At 41.6% G+C, this 17,031-nt stretch carries 12 protein-coding genes and 1 pseudogene; 4 read left to right on the top strand and 9 right to left on the bottom strand.

The annotated features are described in order from the left end of the window. Nucleotides 1–11: 11 nt before the first annotated feature. From AC5WJX_RS15800 to AC5WJX_RS15790, 3 genes are all read right to left on the bottom strand, one after another. Nucleotides 12–2,420, bottom strand: a complete 2,409-nt coding sequence (locus tag AC5WJX_RS15800) for a hypothetical protein (protein WP_494485288.1) — start codon at nt 2,418–2,420, stop codon at nt 12–14. After that, nucleotides 2,386–3,411, bottom strand: coding sequence for a hypothetical protein (locus AC5WJX_RS15795; RefSeq protein ID WP_494485287.1), 1,026 nt, complete (start codon nt 3,409–3,411; stop codon nt 2,386–2,388). Before AC5WJX_RS15795 ends, AC5WJX_RS15800 begins: the two co-directional genes overlap by 35 nt. Nucleotides 3,412–3,660: 249 nt before the next feature. Beyond that, nucleotides 3,661–4,629: a phytanoyl-CoA dioxygenase family protein gene (locus AC5WJX_RS15790; protein ID WP_494485286.1), complete on the bottom strand. Its 969-nt coding sequence runs from the start codon at nt 4,627–4,629 to the stop codon at nt 3,661–3,663. Nucleotides 4,630–4,765: 136 nt separating this feature from the next. Between AC5WJX_RS15790 and AC5WJX_RS15785 the strand changes: the two genes are divergently transcribed. Then, the gene (locus AC5WJX_RS15785; RefSeq protein WP_494485285.1) at nt 4,766–5,611 is read left to right on the top strand and encodes a helix-turn-helix domain-containing protein; all 846 of its coding nucleotides are present in this window, start codon (nt 4,766–4,768) and stop codon (nt 5,609–5,611) included. 7 nt (nt 5,612–5,618) lie between these two features. Here AC5WJX_RS15785 and AC5WJX_RS15780 read toward each other — a convergent pair whose 3' ends face one another. The 4 genes from AC5WJX_RS15780 to AC5WJX_RS15765 form a co-directional block, all read right to left on the bottom strand. Next, the gene (locus AC5WJX_RS15780; protein ID WP_494485284.1) at nt 5,619–6,737 is read right to left on the bottom strand and encodes an MBL fold metallo-hydrolase; all 1,119 of its coding nucleotides are present in this window, start codon (nt 6,735–6,737) and stop codon (nt 5,619–5,621) included. A 159-nt stretch (nt 6,738–6,896) separates the two neighbouring features. Continuing rightward, nucleotides 6,897–8,213, bottom strand: coding sequence for a M16 family metallopeptidase (locus AC5WJX_RS15775; RefSeq protein ID WP_494485283.1), 1,317 nt, complete (start codon nt 8,211–8,213; stop codon nt 6,897–6,899). A gap of 6 nt (nt 8,214–8,219) precedes the next feature. After that, nucleotides 8,220–9,602, bottom strand: a complete 1,383-nt coding sequence (locus tag AC5WJX_RS15770; protein ID WP_494485282.1) for a M16 family metallopeptidase — start codon at nt 9,600–9,602, stop codon at nt 8,220–8,222. Nucleotides 9,603–9,911: 309 nt separating this feature from the next. Continuing rightward, a complete protein-coding gene (locus tag AC5WJX_RS15765; protein WP_494485281.1) occupies nt 9,912–11,771 on the bottom strand; it encodes an acyltransferase family protein in 1,860 nt (619 codons plus the stop codon). A gap of 722 nt (nt 11,772–12,493) precedes the next feature. On the opposite strand from AC5WJX_RS15765, the gene AC5WJX_RS15760 reads away from it, so the two are divergent. The 3 genes and pseudogenes from AC5WJX_RS15760 (at nt 12,494) to AC5WJX_RS15750 (ending at nt 14,563) form a co-directional block, all read left to right on the top strand. Beyond that, nucleotides 12,494–12,979 carry a glycosyl hydrolase gene (locus AC5WJX_RS15760; RefSeq protein WP_494485280.1) on the top strand — a complete coding sequence of 162 codons (486 nt, stop codon included), beginning with the start codon at nt 12,494–12,496 and terminating at the stop codon, nt 12,977–12,979. Nucleotide 12,980: 1 nt separating this feature from the next. Continuing rightward, nucleotides 12,981–13,559: pseudogene (locus AC5WJX_RS15755) on the top strand (glycosyl hydrolase). 386 nt (nt 13,560–13,945) lie between these two features. Further along, nucleotides 13,946–14,563: a class I SAM-dependent methyltransferase gene (locus AC5WJX_RS15750; protein ID WP_494485279.1), complete on the top strand. Its 618-nt coding sequence runs from the start codon at nt 13,946–13,948 to the stop codon at nt 14,561–14,563. A 62-nt stretch (nt 14,564–14,625) separates the two neighbouring features. Here the strand turns inward: AC5WJX_RS15750 and AC5WJX_RS15745 are convergent, their stop codons facing one another. Together AC5WJX_RS15745 and AC5WJX_RS15740 are read right to left on the bottom strand one after the other, a co-directional pair. Then, nucleotides 14,626–15,414 (bottom strand): PhzF family phenazine biosynthesis protein, encoded by a 789-nt coding sequence (locus tag AC5WJX_RS15745; protein WP_494485278.1) that lies wholly within the window; start codon nt 15,412–15,414, stop codon nt 14,626–14,628. A 74-nt stretch (nt 15,415–15,488) separates the two neighbouring features. Continuing rightward, nucleotides 15,489–17,027 carry a TlpA family protein disulfide reductase gene (locus tag AC5WJX_RS15740; RefSeq protein ID WP_494485277.1) on the bottom strand — a complete coding sequence of 513 codons (1,539 nt, stop codon included), beginning with the start codon at nt 17,025–17,027 and terminating at the stop codon, nt 15,489–15,491. Nucleotides 17,028–17,031: the final 4 nt, after the last annotated feature.

Genomic DNA, 17,031 nt, shown 5'->3' with positions numbered 1-17,031 from the left:
TAATTAGCAGCTTACTTCCTTGTAATAAAATCACTCAGGTAACTGCACTCCCCTGCAGCAATCTTATAGAAAGGTGTTTTGCTGTATTTCGATTCTAACTCTTTGAAATAGGCGTTGCCGTAGTATGCCGCACTAAAATTTTTATAGCGCATATTATTGATATCCCATTGGGAAAAAGCATTGATCTGTGCATTCACAATGACCTCCTTTTGCTCACATTTGGCGAGCATGAAGGTGCATTTTGCCTTAAAATCAGGATCCTTACTTAAGGTTCTTGCTTTCAGGTACCAGCGCTTTGCCGTTTCGGCTATCTTGAAATCCGCATCGTAAGCGTGTTTTAATGGGGCGGTATTATCATAAGATGACCAGTTATAACTGATCAAATACCAGCTGTTGCCAAAATAGCCTGTCTGGTAAACAGCATTTGCCATTTTGTAATAATGCAACGCAGCGTTCTTCTTATCGCTGACCGTTAGATGCTGCAGCCGTAGCATTTCCGCAGCATAAGTCTTTTTAGTAAAAGCGCTCTTTTCGGAAATATACTTTTTCGGATAGTCGTTTATAGTTTCGGCAAAAGGGTTTGCGTAAAGCTTTGGGTTTGAAGCATCACTGTACCAGTTTTCCGGTGTGAAGAACTTGTAGCCTGCCGGGAGCTTTGCAAACATTTGAATTGCTTTATTATATTGATGCGTTCGCAGATAAGTCGTCCCGAAAAGCTCATAAAAGTCATCATCACTAAACCAGACCAGCGATCTCGCCAGATAGTCCGTTATCTCATTTCCAGCTGCTTTGTTTTTATACTTAAGCAAATCCTGCATGCTCTTCGGACTCATATATTGTTGTAGAAAGGCAGTGGCCTGATAACTCCCGGGATCACCTTTACTCATCGCCAGCGCAGCCTTGGCAGTGTCCCCTAACTTTAAATACGCAGGTGCCAGAATCTGCTGATAAAAGTTCCGGGCTGTTCTGCTAAACCGGTTTTCCGCTGTGCCCGAGCCATTAGCAAATTGCCGGCCGGCCTCTACGCTGTTTTCCGCAGAACGCTTTTCCTCCAGCCACTTCAACGTGGGTAGCAGCGCAGTTTCATTGAGTACACCTCCCTTTTTAAGGCTGTTAGCGCTAATTAATAAGGTCGTGACCCGGTATTGATCGCGTAGCTTTTCATTCAGCTGATCTGGTTTTAAAGCCCTTAAATAGTCCATCGCCAATGAATCTTTATGCTCCATCCAGGAAAGATAGGCCGCTGTTAGGGTCCCCAGCTCGGGTTGAGGATACTTCCGCTCTGCCGCTAATTTTAAAGCGAAGTTTCTGATCTCATTAAGCTGCTTTAGGTTAGCTGCTTTGACACTATCCTTGTAATTGGTGTTGTCGCTGTCTGCGAAATAGTAATTATAGGAAACCTTGGCAATATCGCTCGTCTCGATCAACGCTTGTTCCAATTTATTTACCTCCCTAACCAATAAAACTCCATTCAAAGCACTTTTTGGCTCATATTGGTACACCTGATGTAAACTCTCCAGGTTGAATTCTGGATTTCCAAAACCATTGATCGCCCAGATATTAGCCTTCTCTTCGGCCGTCGTGGCATACTCTAGTGCAGCCCTCAGCGGAGCACTGTTATAGTAATAGTTTTTATAGGCTTGTATTCTTCTTTCCGGATTGCTGGCGAAAACCTTCGAAAAAAGAAAAGCAGACTGCCCGGGGTTTCCAAGCCTGCGAATCGAACCAGCATAAAGCGCCAGCGCCCATCCTTTTACCGCAGTTTTAGATTTATTGTTCATGATGAACCGCTCATATACCGCTTTGCTGTCCTCGTGCATGCCTGCATAATGGAACATCCTTTCTGCCTGATAGGCATAGCGCAACTTCAGGAACTTATCGCGTGTTGATTTGGTCAACGCTAAGGCCTCCTTCGCTAAAACAGACATGCCCAAACTATCTCTCGGTTCCGGATCCCATGGATCAAACGCGACATCAGCATAGGGCTCGCAGCGTTTGGCAAAGCGGAAATATTTTAAAGCTTTTTTGTGTTTCGATAGGCCCTGCACAAAGCTGTTCTTCTGTAAACTGTCAGGCAATGCTGCAATATTTCCATTGTATGTGGCCAGTCTTGAACTTGTCACACTATCCGCCTGATACATGATCTGATATACGTCAGTTGCTGCAACATGCAGGTAGTGCCCCCATTCCCTGCTGTTGATCTCCGATTCACTTTCAACATCTTGCTCACTATTCAAATAAGCCATTTGGTTATAAGCGAAGGGCATGTATTCATCGCCCTGCACGTTATTATGAAAATACGACACATAATAATCATAAGGATCTACTTCTCCACCGCAAGCAATATCGACAGCAATTTCAGCGAAAAAAGTAAATAGGAAAACGCTAAAAATTAGCAATGATTTTTTGATAGTCTTCATCAGTATAATGTTTTAAAAGGTTGGCATCTAAGTGATAGAATGCCAGAGTTCTTTCTTCCGGTTTTAAATTACTTGATAAGAACCGGGCGGATTGTTGTAAATCTGCACTGGAAATTTCCTCCCAACGAACGACATCGCCACGTTTCAACCCGGCAGCAGGATAGTCGATTAGCAAATCGTATAAAATGGAATTGCCCCTTTGCCGGAACAAGTGTTTGTCTTCAATTTGCGTTTTGCTGATTCGCTTGGATATACCTGCATATTCGCGGTTTCTAAAAACAACAGCCCAGTCAAAAATAGGTAGTGCCACATCCAGTTTTAAAGGATAATTTTGAAGATAATCCTGCAAGTAAAGATCCATTTCTTGCTGGTCAAGAATGGAGTTCTGCTCGCCGTATTTCCGGAGATTACCCATGTTATAGCACATCAGCATGGCTTTTTCTACGGGCGGAATGCCACTTGAGCTAATATTTTTCACCTGATGCAGGCGGAGCGTAACGGAAAGCGATTTGCCATGTAACAGCGGATGTGCCTTTAATTGTTGAAGGAAGTCGAAGTAGCTATCCCGGGTTGTTTTGGTCCAGTCGCAATCAATCTGGAGCTCTTTGAAACTTTGCTTCCCTCCTTGTTTAACTTTAGCCGCTACGAAGGTCGCTATCCTTCCTGCCAGTGCAGCACGCTGTGTAGCATCAAGTTTATGGAAAACCTGATTTACGATAAACACCACTGGTATAACCTCAACGCCATGTGGTAGCGGATCAGAAAATTTGATTGGAGAAACTGGAGTAGCCTGCTGCAAATCCGGATTGTAGTCTACATCCATGATGCGCAGGTAAAGCGACTTCGATTTAAACCGCTCCAGATAACTGCTCTCCACCGCGTTATTCTGATAATTGGTTTTCCAGAAATAAAAAGTTGGATGGACGACCGGCTTCTGTTTGCACCCGAACAGGAAACATACAAAAATTAGCAAGGCCCTTATGTTGTGCATATAGATTTTGATCGAATAAAAGTAGGATTAATCCTGCTTAATGCCATCGGAAAACCTGATAAACACCGAAAGCGCCTGATCATGATGCATGACCAGGCGCTTTCTATCATTAACGAATAGCTTCTATTTTCTTAAGGCATCTTTTAAAACAGCTGCAGCTTGTTTGATCGATGATTGTACTGCTGGTATATGGGCCAGTGGATTCAAGGCCAGCATCAAAGTCCCGAAGAGCAAGACTATAGCGGTTTATCACCAATATTCCAGGCCTAGCAACTTCTTTCCTAAGGGCGACAGTTCAGCTACAGGATAGTTTAGTTCCCGACGTGCCGGATCGCCGGGGAATGCATAACCTTCAGGAGCGAGACGTGCTTGCCAGGAATTTATCCGCCATTGACGCATAGCTTCATTATCTTCATCAGCGGGCATCATCGAGATGTATTGTGCAACACGCACTTTATCGACGCTGTTATTGGCTCTGATGCCATGTGGCTGTGTACTGTTGAATATCAGCAGATCGCCAGCTTCTAATTTTACTTTTGTGGGTGTAAAACCGCTGATATCTGGTTTGAAGCGATCGCGATCAGCCGGTTGGCTAAGCTTCCAGGTATCATAAGTGCGGAACAATTCCGGGATACACTGGAACCCACCCATGTGCTCATCCATCTGATCGGCCAGCGCCAACACGCCCTGTACATTTTGTGGTTTGGTTTCCGGGTCATAATCCCAGTGAATGAAACCCTTATACTCATGTCCCGGCCGGATCGGAAAGTTAAGGTTAGCCCGGTCTATGGTTACCCAAAGCTTCTCTGTACCCCATATATCTGTAAAAGCATCATGGATGCGTTTATTCTGGCGATTGTCCCACAGCAGCTGATTGTTGTAAACTTCTACCATTCCGGTATTATTCAATTCGGTCATTTGCATTTTCGCTGAGGGTATGCGGTACCAGCTTTCAGGATCATTAGGATCCTTATCCTCATAATGCCATAGAAAGTCAGCCGTCCTTTGCGCCTGTTCCCTGGGAATGGCTTGTTTGATTACCACATAGCCGTTTTCGATCCAGAATTTCCAGTCATCCTCAGATAAAACCTTTAAGGGCCTGCCATTACTCCGGTCATTTAATTTGATCTTACTGCTGGTTGCTGTAGAAGGGTTCCCAGGAATTTCCTTGTGCGCCGTATTCACTCCAGCGCCGGGCATCATTGTTTCTCTTTCCATAATTGCTTAATGTTAGTTGACCATACAAAAATGCTGCAGCGTGCTCCACTTGCTTTTCTCTATAATGGCAAGTTTTTGCTCTGGGTTGACCGTTATTAAAATACTGCTATCTTTAAATGTATTAGAGCAAGCAACCGTGCAAATTCAAAAAGAGCAGGTTATTATAGATCCCGGACAATCCTTTAAGCTTTTTTCACCAAGCTTAAGGGAGTATTTCTATTGGCATTACCATCCAGAGGTCGAGCTTATCTTCATTGAAGGCCTGACCGGTATTCGCCATGTGGGACAGCATGTATCAAGTTTCATGGACAGTGACCTTGTACTGATTGGACCCAATATCCCGCACTTGAATTTCGATTACGGCTTAACTTCCGAATACCGGCAAATCGTAGTGCAAATGAAGGAAAGTTTCCCGGGCGATGTGCTTCATGCTACAGCTGAACTTGCCTCTATTGAACAGCTTTTTAAAAGAGCCAGATATGGTATCGTATTTAAAGGTGGTGTTAAAGCCGCAGCCGGGCAGATGTTGAAAGCAATGGAGGCTCTGAACCGCTTTGATCGGCTACTTAAGCTGCTCGAGATATTTCAGCTTTTGGCACTCAGCGATGAGTGTGAACTACTAAATGATCAGGATACGAGTATCAGTCTTTATTTAAAAGATAAGGTTCGGATGGGTACGATCTATGGCTATATTCATAGTAATTATCATGAACATGTCGATGTAAACGAGGTTGCAGCGCGTGTTGGTTTAAGCACCTCCGCTTTCTGCCGTTACTTCAAGCGACAAACGAAGATGACCTTCACAGACTTCGTCAATCAGTACAGGATTAATCAGGCGAAAACCATGTTACTTAAGGATGTTACGGTAACAGAAGCATGTTATGATGTCGGGTTTCAAAGCCTGTCCTATTTCAATAAGCTCTTTAACAAATTAGAAGGACTAGGGCCAATGGAATTCAAAAAAAGGTTTTCTAAAAATTAATACCTGTTTATTGTTGTGATACCCACCACTTGCCGGTCTTAGTAACACCAGGAATGGTTTTCTGACCCATAAGCGGCGTAATGATCGTTACATTTGACTTTTCAGCAAGGTTCGATACCATTTCTATAGATTCCTTCCATGGATGTAGCGCAAGATCGAACGCTGCCAGGTGAATCGGGAACAGCGATTTGGCTTTAACATCAGACACAACCTGAATTACCTGCTCCGGAAACAGATGTGTATTTGGCCAGCCATTATTCCAGGCATCAATCTCTACAAAAGCGATATCAAAGGGGCCATATTTCTCGCCGACCTGTTTAAAATGTGCACTGTATCCGGTGTCACCGCTCCAAAAAAGCTTCGACTTTTTCCCGCTGATGACGTACGAAGCCCAGAGCGTTTTGTTTCTGTCCTTATTACTCCGGCCCGAATAATGAACACCCGGTGTTGCCGTGATTTTAATACTTTTAAAATCAAAGCTTTGATGCCAGGCAAGTTCAGTGATGCGGTTGGGCGGAACACCCCAGCCTTTTAGCCGGGCGCCAACGCCCAAGGGCACCACAAACCGTGTCTCTGTAGCTGCAAAATGCTTAATCGTGTTCGCTTCCAGGTGATCATAATGATCATGTGTAATCAACAGCACATCGATTGATGGAAGCTCCTTCCGCTCAACTGGAGCAGCCGAAAAACGCTCTGTGATTCCAGGAAGCGGACCTGCATTATCAAGAACAGGATCTATCAGGATCCGGTATCCATCCAGTTCCATCAAGGCTGTAGAATGTCCAAACCAGTACATGGCCAGATCCAGGGGTGTTTTAGAGAAATCCGATTGGTTAAGCTTAACCTTTGGCAGCTCATTTTGCGGTGCATAGGGCGATTTAGTGAAAAACCTTAGAAAGCCCGGATCGCCTCCTGTAGTTTTATCTTTTGCGGAGATGATGCTTTCAGGACTCACAAACTCATCAAGCGTGGGATCATAGTAGGAAAGTCCTCCAAATTTCTCAATACTTTCTTCATGCGAGTAACGCTCGCCTATTTGTTCATTTACCCGTATGACCGCTGCTATTATTAAAATAAGGAGAATGAGGAAAAAACCTCCGACTAACTTTTTCGTTTTAGAGCTCATCTAAGTTTCATTTAGCTTCAAATATAAGCCTACCCGCAATAGGTTCCCAGGACTTTAATTATCTGATACAAAGTTGATGATAACTAAAGCATTGGGACTTACTTAAACCAAGGGATAATTGTGAGTTTCAAAGATGAACAATAAATACCAGAGGCTTATTCAAGGTAAATGTGGTGGGGTTGCGCCACTTGTGAAAAGTGTAGGATCAACTTTACTTACATCCCCATGATACACCCAGGAAGTATGACCAACATAAGTCTTAAAAGCTTTGTTAACTTCTGCAAGATCTAGCTTTTTGACTTCATCCATTAAATCGATAGAGCGTCTCCAATTGTTATGCAACACTTCATCAGAAGCTAGTGAAGCTGCTTGGGCAGCGTTTGTTTCCTGCTGGTAAAAAAACCTGGTTAAATAAGTGGTTTTCATGTTTTTCAACTCTTCCGCTGTAAATCCGTCCTTCTTTATTTTGCTCATCATGGTATTATATACAGTGATGTACTTATTAGGATCTGTTGTTGACACAGCAATGCGGGACGAGGACGTAGCATCACCATTAAACCAGGACTGAGGTGCATAGGACAGGCCATTGTTGGTTCGGATTTCAAGAAAGTGCTTTTGACTGAAGATCCGCATCGCCACACTGAAAGCGGTAAATTCCTTTGTACCCGGCTGAGGTCCTCCAGTAATCCCTTCTATGTAGTTTGTTGACAGCATTTTGGGCATAGCACTGAAGTTATTCTGAGTACCACTATAGGATGACTTCTTGAATACAAAAGGCTGCCCTACTTTCATTCTGGTTAACAAAGATTTTATCTTTGATACGATCAGTGCTTTGTCGAGGTCTCCCACTACGATGATTAGCAATCTGGATTTGGTTAAAATAGATTGGTAGTATGCTTTAGTTTCAGTCGCTGTCAATGTTTTAACAATTTCCGGCGTACCATCCGGATTTCTTGCATACGCTTTCCCAGCGAAGGCAACTTTCTCTGCATATAGATTTATGGCTTCGTCAGGTTCAGACTGCCGGGCATTTAGTACGTTAATGGCGTCTTGTTTAATCCGATTGAACTCTTTAGGATCGAACCGAGGCTTCGTAAGGGCTTCCGCATAAAGTGGCCATGCCGTCTCGAAATCTCCCTTTATGCAATTAAGGGTGTAGGTGGAGTAATTTTTACCGGTAAAACCGTTTATATATGCACTCACTTCATCAAGTTTGTTTTTGAACGTGTTTTTATCATGAACGATTGTACCACATTCCGTTAAGGCGGTCATGGCCAGGGATTCAATACCCGCCTTGTTGTCGGGATAGTTTTGCACCCCTCCCTTGATGATGGTTCGGATTTCAACAATCTCATTGCCACTCGGTTGTACAATTACCTTTACACCATCTACGATGGTTTCATATGGTTTTTGCTGCGCCTTTGCGAAACTAAGCGCAGCAGCAAAAGCAAGAGTTACTAAAATAAAAGTCTTCATGATAAACTATTTAGACGTAAAGAATGCGTTCACATTAGCTTGTTTGTTGAGGGCGGGTTGCAGAATGATTCCGGCAACCATAGCCTTGCCCTTGATATAAGCATTTAAATATTTATCAATATCTGCCCGGGTCACTTTCTGGTAGTTACCAATCAGATCAGTATTATAATCTAAAGAAGTGCTGCACCAATGGTAGCTCAATTGACTCGGAAGGGAAGAAGGTTTTTCCATTTCTCGAATCTTGGTCTTCACTAAAGTGGCTTTTGCAGTCGCCAGTTGTTGATCTGTATAATAGTCATTGGCCGTAAACCTGGTAACTTGCTGCTGGATGGCGTCATAACATTCCTTCAACTTAGTGGGATTGGGAACTACAACCAGCTCTATTGGACCGGTATAATAATTTGTCACATAATAGAGAGATGCCGAAGTTGCCAGTCCTTTATCAACGAGGGTCTGTTTAAATTCGGAGGAATTCATTTCCAGCATTGTTGAAAACACATCTGCGGCAATCGTGGAAGCCGAATCGGTATGATAGGCAGGACCTTGCCATGAATACATGATGAACGGGGTTTCCGCAATTGGAGACTCCTTAACAAAAAAAATGCTTTTATCAAGTGCTTTAAATGGAGGTATTGGATATTTAGTATGGGGATCAAAACCACTGTCTTTCCAATCACCAAAAATGGATTCCGCCATTTTAAAAGCGTCTTCATGTTTTACGTCGCCACAGATGGTCAGTAAACTATTATTTGGGTAATAATACTTGTCTTTGATGATCATCATTTTCTCCGGAGTCGCAGTATTGATTACCTCGTGATCACCAATCGGATTCTTCCGTGTCAGCAAGTCTCCCCAGAGGTATTTCTGGGAGTCAAACCAGAGGATAAATCTAGGATCACTTTCCGCGCGCTGAAATTCGCCGTCCACCACCGGACGTTCCTTTTTCATATCCTCTTCCCGGTAGATCGGGAAACGAATTGCGGAATTCATAAATTTAAGCCCTGCGTCCAAACTGTCCTTGTCGAACGTGAAAAAATAATTTACCCGCTCTATATCCGTTGTGCCATTCCATACCGCGCCTAACTCCTGCGTACGTTTAAGAAACTTTTCCTGGTTTGGATAGTCTTTATTTGCTTTGAAGAACATGTGTTCGAACAGATGAGAAAGCCCGCTAAATTCCGGACCTTCTGTGTAAGCACCATTTTTAACGGCTATTTCGATGGTTGCCAAGGGAACTTTACTATTCTCAATAACCACGACCTCCAGCCCATTTAAAAGTTTTTTGTGAAAGTATCCCTCAGGGAGCCTGGGCTGGGCGAATGCCCTAGTAGGGACCAGTAATCCAAGTATTATTAGGCCGCATAAAGCAACGGATATACAATGTTTCATATCTGATTTATTTTTGAAGTGTTACGTCAAAAAATCGCCTGGACTTGGAAATCCAGCATGGGATGATATAAACAGCTTATAAGAACTTATCTAGTCAATTTAAGAAAATTTACTCTTGTAACAACTAAATACAAAATTAATTTACTGAAAATCAGCGGATAACAAGGCTTCGACGTACGTCGTCGATTTGCAAGATCTAGCCCTCTGGGGGCTGATAATTTCACAGGTAACGCATAGCTCTCCCCTATCCGGGTTGCATCTTTTGACTGTTACTACATCGTTAACAGCAAAGACCAGGTACGAAGGCGATTAGTTATCTAATATGGAAGAAAAAGCTTGATTTTTGAAAATATGGTTGGTTACAAACTCAGCACCATATCTTGTATAATGATTATGATCGTACATATAAGGAACATTGTCCTTATTTAGTTTGTCGGTATTCACTTCGAAAATATCAATATAATAGGACCCTAAGGATTTTTTTAGTACCTGATTTACTTTGTGGGACTCCTGATCAATAAATTTCTTATCAAAAGATGTTTTATATTCAATTTCCCTTGCTGCAATTGAAGCATAGGAGGTGATATATGTCTCGCTTTGCCCCAGTATGAGTACAGGTATATTGAAGCTTTCAACATATTTTATGGTCGTCATAATGTTTGGAACTAGTTCTTCCTTACGGTCAGCATTAATCCAATTAGCACTAATGATGACTGCGTCAATTTTATTCTTGTTCTTAGGTATAAAATCAGCGTACATATAATCGACGGCTTCACTACAACCTTGATTACCATTCTTGTTCAAAATAGGCATACATCCTACAAATGAAGCTTGAATTAAGTTAGTGGAATCCCGTAGAAACCGCTCTCTAAATGATTGCGATACATGGGCTGAGTGACTATCACCTATGAGTATCACATTCCTCATGCCATCCACGAGTCCAAAACACAACTTGCTATCAAAGTCAGGTTTCTCACCCATTTCAAAGTTTACTGCACATTCTCTGGTCAACAGCTTATCTACTTCAACTTTATGACTTTCTTTATAGTTGGCGACACGTAAAGTTTCTTTTTCAAATAGCCTATCATTAAAGTCCAACTTGTTGACGATAATAAGGACAGCTGCTGCCCCGAGGGTTGGTATTATAATCTTGAAAACATTAGAAAAATCATATTTCTCAATCAGATTATAGGAGGCGTACCCAAGTGTAATTGATCCTAATATTAATATTAGCTGAGCATATTCGATAGAATAAAGCGCAAAATAACCTGCAAACACATATAAAGGCCAGTGCCATAAATATATGGAGTAGGATGTTTTTCCTATAAATTGGACAAATCCAGATTTTAAAACCGAGAATGAGTTCTGGTTACACAGAATTATAGCGAAAGTGGCAATAGTTGGAATTAATGTATACCAGCCCGGCCATTGCATGTCCTCTCTTAAAATAACTATGCTCAAAATAAGGGTAAGATACCCGATTATAGCGATAGTAGATTTAAACCTGAATTTTATTTTATCCTCGCAAAGAAAAGCAATACCGCCAAGCAACATCTCCCATGCTCTTGTATGTAAAAAATAAAAAGATATTGAAGGGTCTTGATCACTGAGATATACAGAATACGCGAATGATAAAACTGAAGCAGAAACAAATAAAAGCAAAAACTTATTTCTGTCATTTCTAAAGTACCTGTTTATTAAAACTAGTGCTATAGGCAAAATCAAATAAAACTGCCATTCTACAGATAATGACCACGTATGGAGAAACATGTTATTATCGGAGGATAGCGCGAAATAATCAACTTTAGAATAAATGATGTTAGATATGAACACGAGACTTGATAGCGCATTTTTTGACAAATCCCTATAGTCAACAGGTAAAAATAAAAAGAAGGTCACAAAGGTCACGATTGTCACTAATGCCAACAGTGCAGGTATAATTCTTAATGCTCTACGTTTGTAAAAGTCAAGAATGCTGAAGCTGTTCTTTGACATTCCATTCAATACTATTCTTGACATTAGATATCCAGAAATCACGAAAAAGATGTCTACTCCTGCAAAGCCACCGTTTGTATAAGGCACCTTGAAATGGAATAACAGCACTCCAAGCACAGCTATTGCCCGGAGTGCATTTATATCGTAACGGAATGCTTTAGTAATTTGCGACATTTAGTTTCAACTTAGATTGGTACCAAATATATAGCATTCAATGGAAACCGTAAATAAATTTGCGTGGAAGTTGTGGAGTGTAAAATTATTTCTAAACGTTTTGAACCACAGACATTTCAAATGAAAGCATAAGCAAGATCGAAGGTTTAAGTATGGGCAACATTTGTCGAGCTAGGCAAGGTCCTTAGTGATATTGATTGACAAAAAAATGCAGAGCATGGTTAATATGGATTGGAATGTAACTCGAAATGTATCAATTAATTAACACCGCTCAGAAACCTCTATTTTCCTGAAGTATTCTGTCACCAATTATAATATAACTTGAGCCAATGCCAGTCCCTGGTTATGGATTGGCATTGGCCATTTCTTATTGATTCTAAAGCTGCAAATATTTCAGTAACTATTAAATTTAGAAACTTTTAATCATTATCAAGCTTTTTTTAGCCGGACACCTTATTTCAAAATTTTGAATGAAGATCTTGATAATGCTCATTTTTAGTTATAGTCTTAAAAAAGGAAGCTTTGCCACCTCTCACATTAATATAAGCCTCCTTCAATCAAGCATATTTATAGAATACCTACTTAGATATAATATATTTCTTTTGCATGTAAGTTTACCAAGACAATTAATATTATGATCTGATAAAATACCATCGATTATCGGGGTTCCATTGTGATAGCTTTGATTACATCTATCCAACAAAAGCTAACCAATATAAATCATGACCTACCCTGCCTTGAAAAACCGGATTTTCATGCTCTGTGTTCTTTCCGCAATTATTCCAAGCTGTAAAAAGGACCCAAGCACCGCAACCGTTGTTAAAGAACGGCCCGAAGTGGTTATCCCTTCCCGCTTTAACATTAATCCTACACTTGTAAGCCCCAACCCATCTAAGGAAGCAAATAATCTTTATCAGTTTTTAAAAGATAACTATGGTAAGAAAATTATCTCAGGGGTGATGACTTTAAACAGCTTTGACGAAACCGAATGGCTTAAAACCAATACTGGCAAGGAGCCGGCAATTGTAGGCCTTGATTTTATGCACAGCGGACGAAGTTACAATTGGTATGACGACAAAGCGCCAATTAGAGATGCTGTCGCCTATTGGAAGAAAAACGGAATCCCGGTATTTGTCTGGCATTGGCGGGATCCCTCAAGAGTTACGGAAGAATTTTATACTAAATCAACGACCTTCGATGTAAGGTAAAATCAATGACCCTGAATCAGCAGAATACAAAGCAATGCTCAATGATATCGATTACGTTGCGGGCATGTTGAAGGAACTACAGCACCAAAATGTGCCGGTAATCTGGCGACCATTACATGAAGCGGCGGGCGGATGGTTCTGGTGGGGTGCGAAAGGCTGAGAGGCCTGCAAAAAACTTTATCAGGTCATGTACGACCGTATGGTGAACTCCCACAAATTAAATAACCTGATCTGGGTTTGGACCCGTGAGACTAATGATGATGCTTGGTATCCAGGTGATCAGTATGTAGACATCGTTGGCCGTGACGTTTATAAAGAAGGTGATCATACCTCACAACAAACAGAATTTAACACCATGAACACACTTTATGGTACTAAAAAGATGGTGACCTTAAGTGAAGTTGGATCAATTCCTGATGTAGACAATCTTAAGAAGGATGCAACGGCATGGTCATGGTTTATGCCATGGTATGGCGACTACACACGTACAAGCAAGCACAATTCACTGGATCTTTGGAAGAAGATGTTTGCAAGTGATTATGTCATTACGCTGGATGAAATGCCATCTTTGAAAAACTAATAAGCAGAAACTAAAATACCATGACTAACACACTTTAATTTTCTGCAATATTCTTGATTCTAGCCGGATCTGTGTTTGCACAGAAGCTGCCAATGCTTGGTATATATGTAAAAAACTCCCAGGCTAAAAGGATACTGATCCTCGGTTGCGAGTTATCTGACTTCTCATGTACTCATTGAAATAGCTCTTCCTAATCACGTTGTTTGGATTCCTACTTTGACCTGTAAGGAAACCTTCGTATTAATGGGACCCAGAGGTTAGGCGGTACTAAAGATCTGTCTCAAAAGGAAGCTTTCTACGAGAAAACCTATGTTTTAAACCCTTACGTGCAAACAATAAAAAATGTCTTTTCGGGTTTTAACTACAATTAGCTTGTCTGTTCGCTTATGGAAAACGGTGAAAGTAAAAATGTTTTTAAAGTTTACGACAAGATTGCCACTTGGTTTTCTAACAATAGGGATGTTGGACTAATTGAAAGGAACTACCTAGACAATTTAATAGAGTTTCTCCCTGATAGGGGCAGTGTTTTAGATCTGGGCTGCGGTGCAGGCAAGCCAATCCTGGAATACCTTCTTAGTAAAAATCTCAAAGTCACCGGAGTCGATGCAAGCAGTGAAATGCTTAAAATCGCTAAATTTAACTTTCCTCAAGTAGAGTTTATTCTACAGGATATGTGCCTTCTTAATCTAAATAAAAGGTTCAATGCAATTATTGCATGGCATAGCTTTTTCCATTTGGCGACTACTGAACAACCAGCAATGTTTAAAATTTTTGAAGAACACCTTCGTCGTGACGGAATTTTGCTTTTTACCTCAGGAACTAAGAATGAAGAAGCATGGGGGATGAACGGCGGAGAAAACCTATTTCATGCATCTTTGGATCAGATGGATTATGAGGATTTGTTGAGTAAACACAATTTTAAAGTTCTTGAGCACGTTGTGAGAGATCCTGATTGTGGTTATGCTACAATTTGGATGGCACAATATTTACCGGCTCCAGTTTAGCCGATTGGTCAAGTTCGTTTTGAGATTTGATTTGTACTGCCTGGAAAGTGAATTCAAACTCATTATTCTATCCAGATAACCCCAATGCTGTAAGTTCTAGCTTTACCACTAATTAGCACCCGATCGCCCTTCGCTTCACAAACCAACTGCCCAAGCCGTTCGGAAACTTGTAAAGCATTCAGCTTGGATTTATGTAGACGTTCTGCCCAGAAAGGGACCAGCGAACAATGGGCCGAACCTGTTACTGGATCTTCCAGAATTGATGCCTGAGGAGTGAAAAACCTCGAAACGAAATCACAGTGCTCACCAGGTGCAGTTACGACCACACCTCCCGGATCAAGATTGATCTGGTCAAACAGCATCCGGTCAATCTTAATATCCCTGATCTCTGATTCGGCCTCATACACCAGAATGAAATCTCTGGATTTTAATACCTCCTTCGGTTTAATGTTTAAGGATTTCATGATGCTTTCTGGCAAGCTAGCCGGTACGGGCATTCTTGAAGGGAAATCCATCGTATAGCAATCATCTTCAATCCTGACTTTCAGATCTCCACTCAGGGTCTCGAACGTCAGCTCCTCAGCCTTATGGTCCAGGATAGTTTTTAAACAATGTGCAGTTGCAAGGGTAGCGTGTCCGCAAAGATCCATTTCAATTTCCGGGGTAAACCAGCGTAGATGGATTTTATCACCCCGATCTACAAAAAAGGCCGTTTCCGCTACTGCATTTTCTTTGGCGATCTTCAGCAGAAGATCATCAGAAAGCCATGCTTCTAAAGGAACAACACAGGCCGGATTACCGCCAAATATATGGTCTGTAAAAGCATCAACTTGGTATAGCGCTAACTTCATTCGTGCAAAGTTATTTATATATGCATTTATTGTACCTTTTAGATGCAATATACAAGGCAGGTAGCAAATCGAGATTAATCAAGTGCCTTAGATTTAGATGCTTCGTCAATCATCCCCGCCATCGTACCGCTCCCCGGAAAGCCTGTAAACTTCTGTACGAGCGAACCCGCGCTATCATAAATGACATAGGACGGAATCGCCTCGAAGCCAAAATGATCCATCACGTATTCCCATTGTGCATCGGTCAGGTAATATTGCTCACCCCCTATCCCCTTAATTTTTTCTTCCCATAGTTTCCGAGGTGATGATCTATTGCTGAGATACACAAATGCAACATCCTTATCCTGGAAACTGGTCTTTGCAGTTCTGAATTGCTGCATGGCATCCAGGCAGGGTGCACACCATGTTGCCCAAAGGTCTACCAGAACAACCTTGTTCTTATGCTTGGCTACGATCGTCTCCATCACCTTTTCCGCTGGAACAGACGATATATCATGAACATTGGTCGGTGTTTTAAATTTATCCAATTCCTCAACCTGCAGGTTTTTCCGAAGCAGAATTTTTGCAATCTCTCCATTCTTCCAGTACCTGGCAATGTGCTCCTTTTGTTTCTTGCTAAGTGGTCGCACTTCTTCATTAAGCTGCCTTGCATACGCATTAGCTGCTAAAATATCGTAATATGGACCGTCCTTAAACCCAAGCAAATCTCCCAGAATATGCTTTGTATCTGCGATCCAGGATGCAATATCGCTTTCCTTAATTAATGGCAGTCCGATGGTTTCATTCTGAAGAATCTTCATCTGAAACTCCACTAATGAAAAACATTGCAGGTATTCCAGATCATTCAACTTCATGTCTTTTAAGAAGCGATAATAAGTTCTGTCGATCTTCTGAATAGTGGGCTGACCGCTTTCATCATTATTGATGTTGCGATAATTAAGCTTCATCTCACTTTCGTAATCAAAAACATGTCCACTATACATGAACAAACCGAAGTCCTTCGCCAAAATGCTTTTTAGCTCATTTGACAACAAGCTATCTTTCCTGACAATCTCTAGCCGCTCCCCCAAGACCATTTTAACATAGTTGAAAAAGTAATCCGTACTTTTTTCGTATAGCGGTTGCGCTGCCCGCTTCGGCCGGTACGCGATCATTTTATTGACCACATCAAAGCCTTGGGTGAGGTCATAGTGATTTCTATACGGATGAATCCCAACACTCTTAAGATCGCCGTTCGATTCATAGGCAATATCAATATTGGTAAGGCCAGCATGGCCTACTTTAACTAGAAAAGCCTTTTCCGGATTCAGACTTGTGTTTAAGCCAATCATGGCGCTATCTGTTTCAATATCAACATCAATTGAAAACTTCCCCGACTGATCAACGATAGCTTTATAACGAACATATTCCCCTGAAATCGGATGTGGAACGGTAATATTTACCGAGGTTTCATCCGAATCGGGGCCATCCGGCCGGATTATGGTTCCGGTAATCTTAGAAACGCCTGCTTTTATCCCCGGCGGATCTACCATCACAGCTGCAGGGGCAGCCTTTGATGAGAAGAAAAGAAAACTGAACAGGGCGAGAACATTTAGCTTTAGTAGTTGCGTCATATTT

It is taken from the genome of Pedobacter sp. NEAU-ZC8 (assembly GCF_059278965.1).
The sequence above is the reverse complement of the archived record's forward strand: the minus strand, read 5'-3'. Positions and strand labels throughout refer to the sequence as shown.

Excerpts from the sequence above, each read along its gene's own strand:
- AC5WJX_RS15790 (WP_494485286.1), bottom strand. The coding sequence starts at position 4,629 with ATGGAAAGAGAAACAATGATGCCCGGCGCTGGAGTGAATACGGCGCAC.
- AC5WJX_RS15780 (WP_494485284.1), bottom strand. The coding sequence starts at position 6,737 with ATGAGCTCTAAAACGAAAAAGTTAGTCGGAGGTTTTTTCCTCATTCTC.
- AC5WJX_RS15770 (WP_494485282.1), bottom strand. The coding sequence starts at position 9,602 with ATGAAACATTGTATATCCGTTGCTTTATGCGGCCTAATAATACTTGGA.
- AC5WJX_RS15745 (WP_494485278.1), bottom strand. The coding sequence starts at position 15,414 with ATGAAGTTAGCGCTATACCAAGTTGATGCTTTTACAGACCATATATTT.
- AC5WJX_RS15740 (WP_494485277.1), bottom strand. The coding sequence starts at position 17,027 with ATGACGCAACTACTAAAGCTAAATGTTCTCGCCCTGTTCAGTTTTCTT.
- AC5WJX_RS15795 (WP_494485287.1), bottom strand. The coding sequence starts at position 3,411 with ATGCACAACATAAGGGCCTTGCTAATTTTTGTATGTTTCCTGTTCGGG.
- AC5WJX_RS15800 (WP_494485288.1), bottom strand. The coding sequence starts at position 2,420 with ATGAAGACTATCAAAAAATCATTGCTAATTTTTAGCGTTTTCCTATTT.
- AC5WJX_RS15765 (WP_494485281.1), bottom strand. The coding sequence starts at position 11,771 with ATGTCGCAAATTACTAAAGCATTCCGTTACGATATAAATGCACTCCGG.
- AC5WJX_RS15760 (WP_494485280.1), top strand. The coding sequence starts at position 12,494 with ATGACCTACCCTGCCTTGAAAAACCGGATTTTCATGCTCTGTGTTCTT.
- AC5WJX_RS15775 (WP_494485283.1), bottom strand. The coding sequence starts at position 8,213 with ATGAAGACTTTTATTTTAGTAACTCTTGCTTTTGCTGCTGCGCTTAGT.
- AC5WJX_RS15750 (WP_494485279.1), top strand. The coding sequence starts at position 13,946 with ATGGAAAACGGTGAAAGTAAAAATGTTTTTAAAGTTTACGACAAGATT.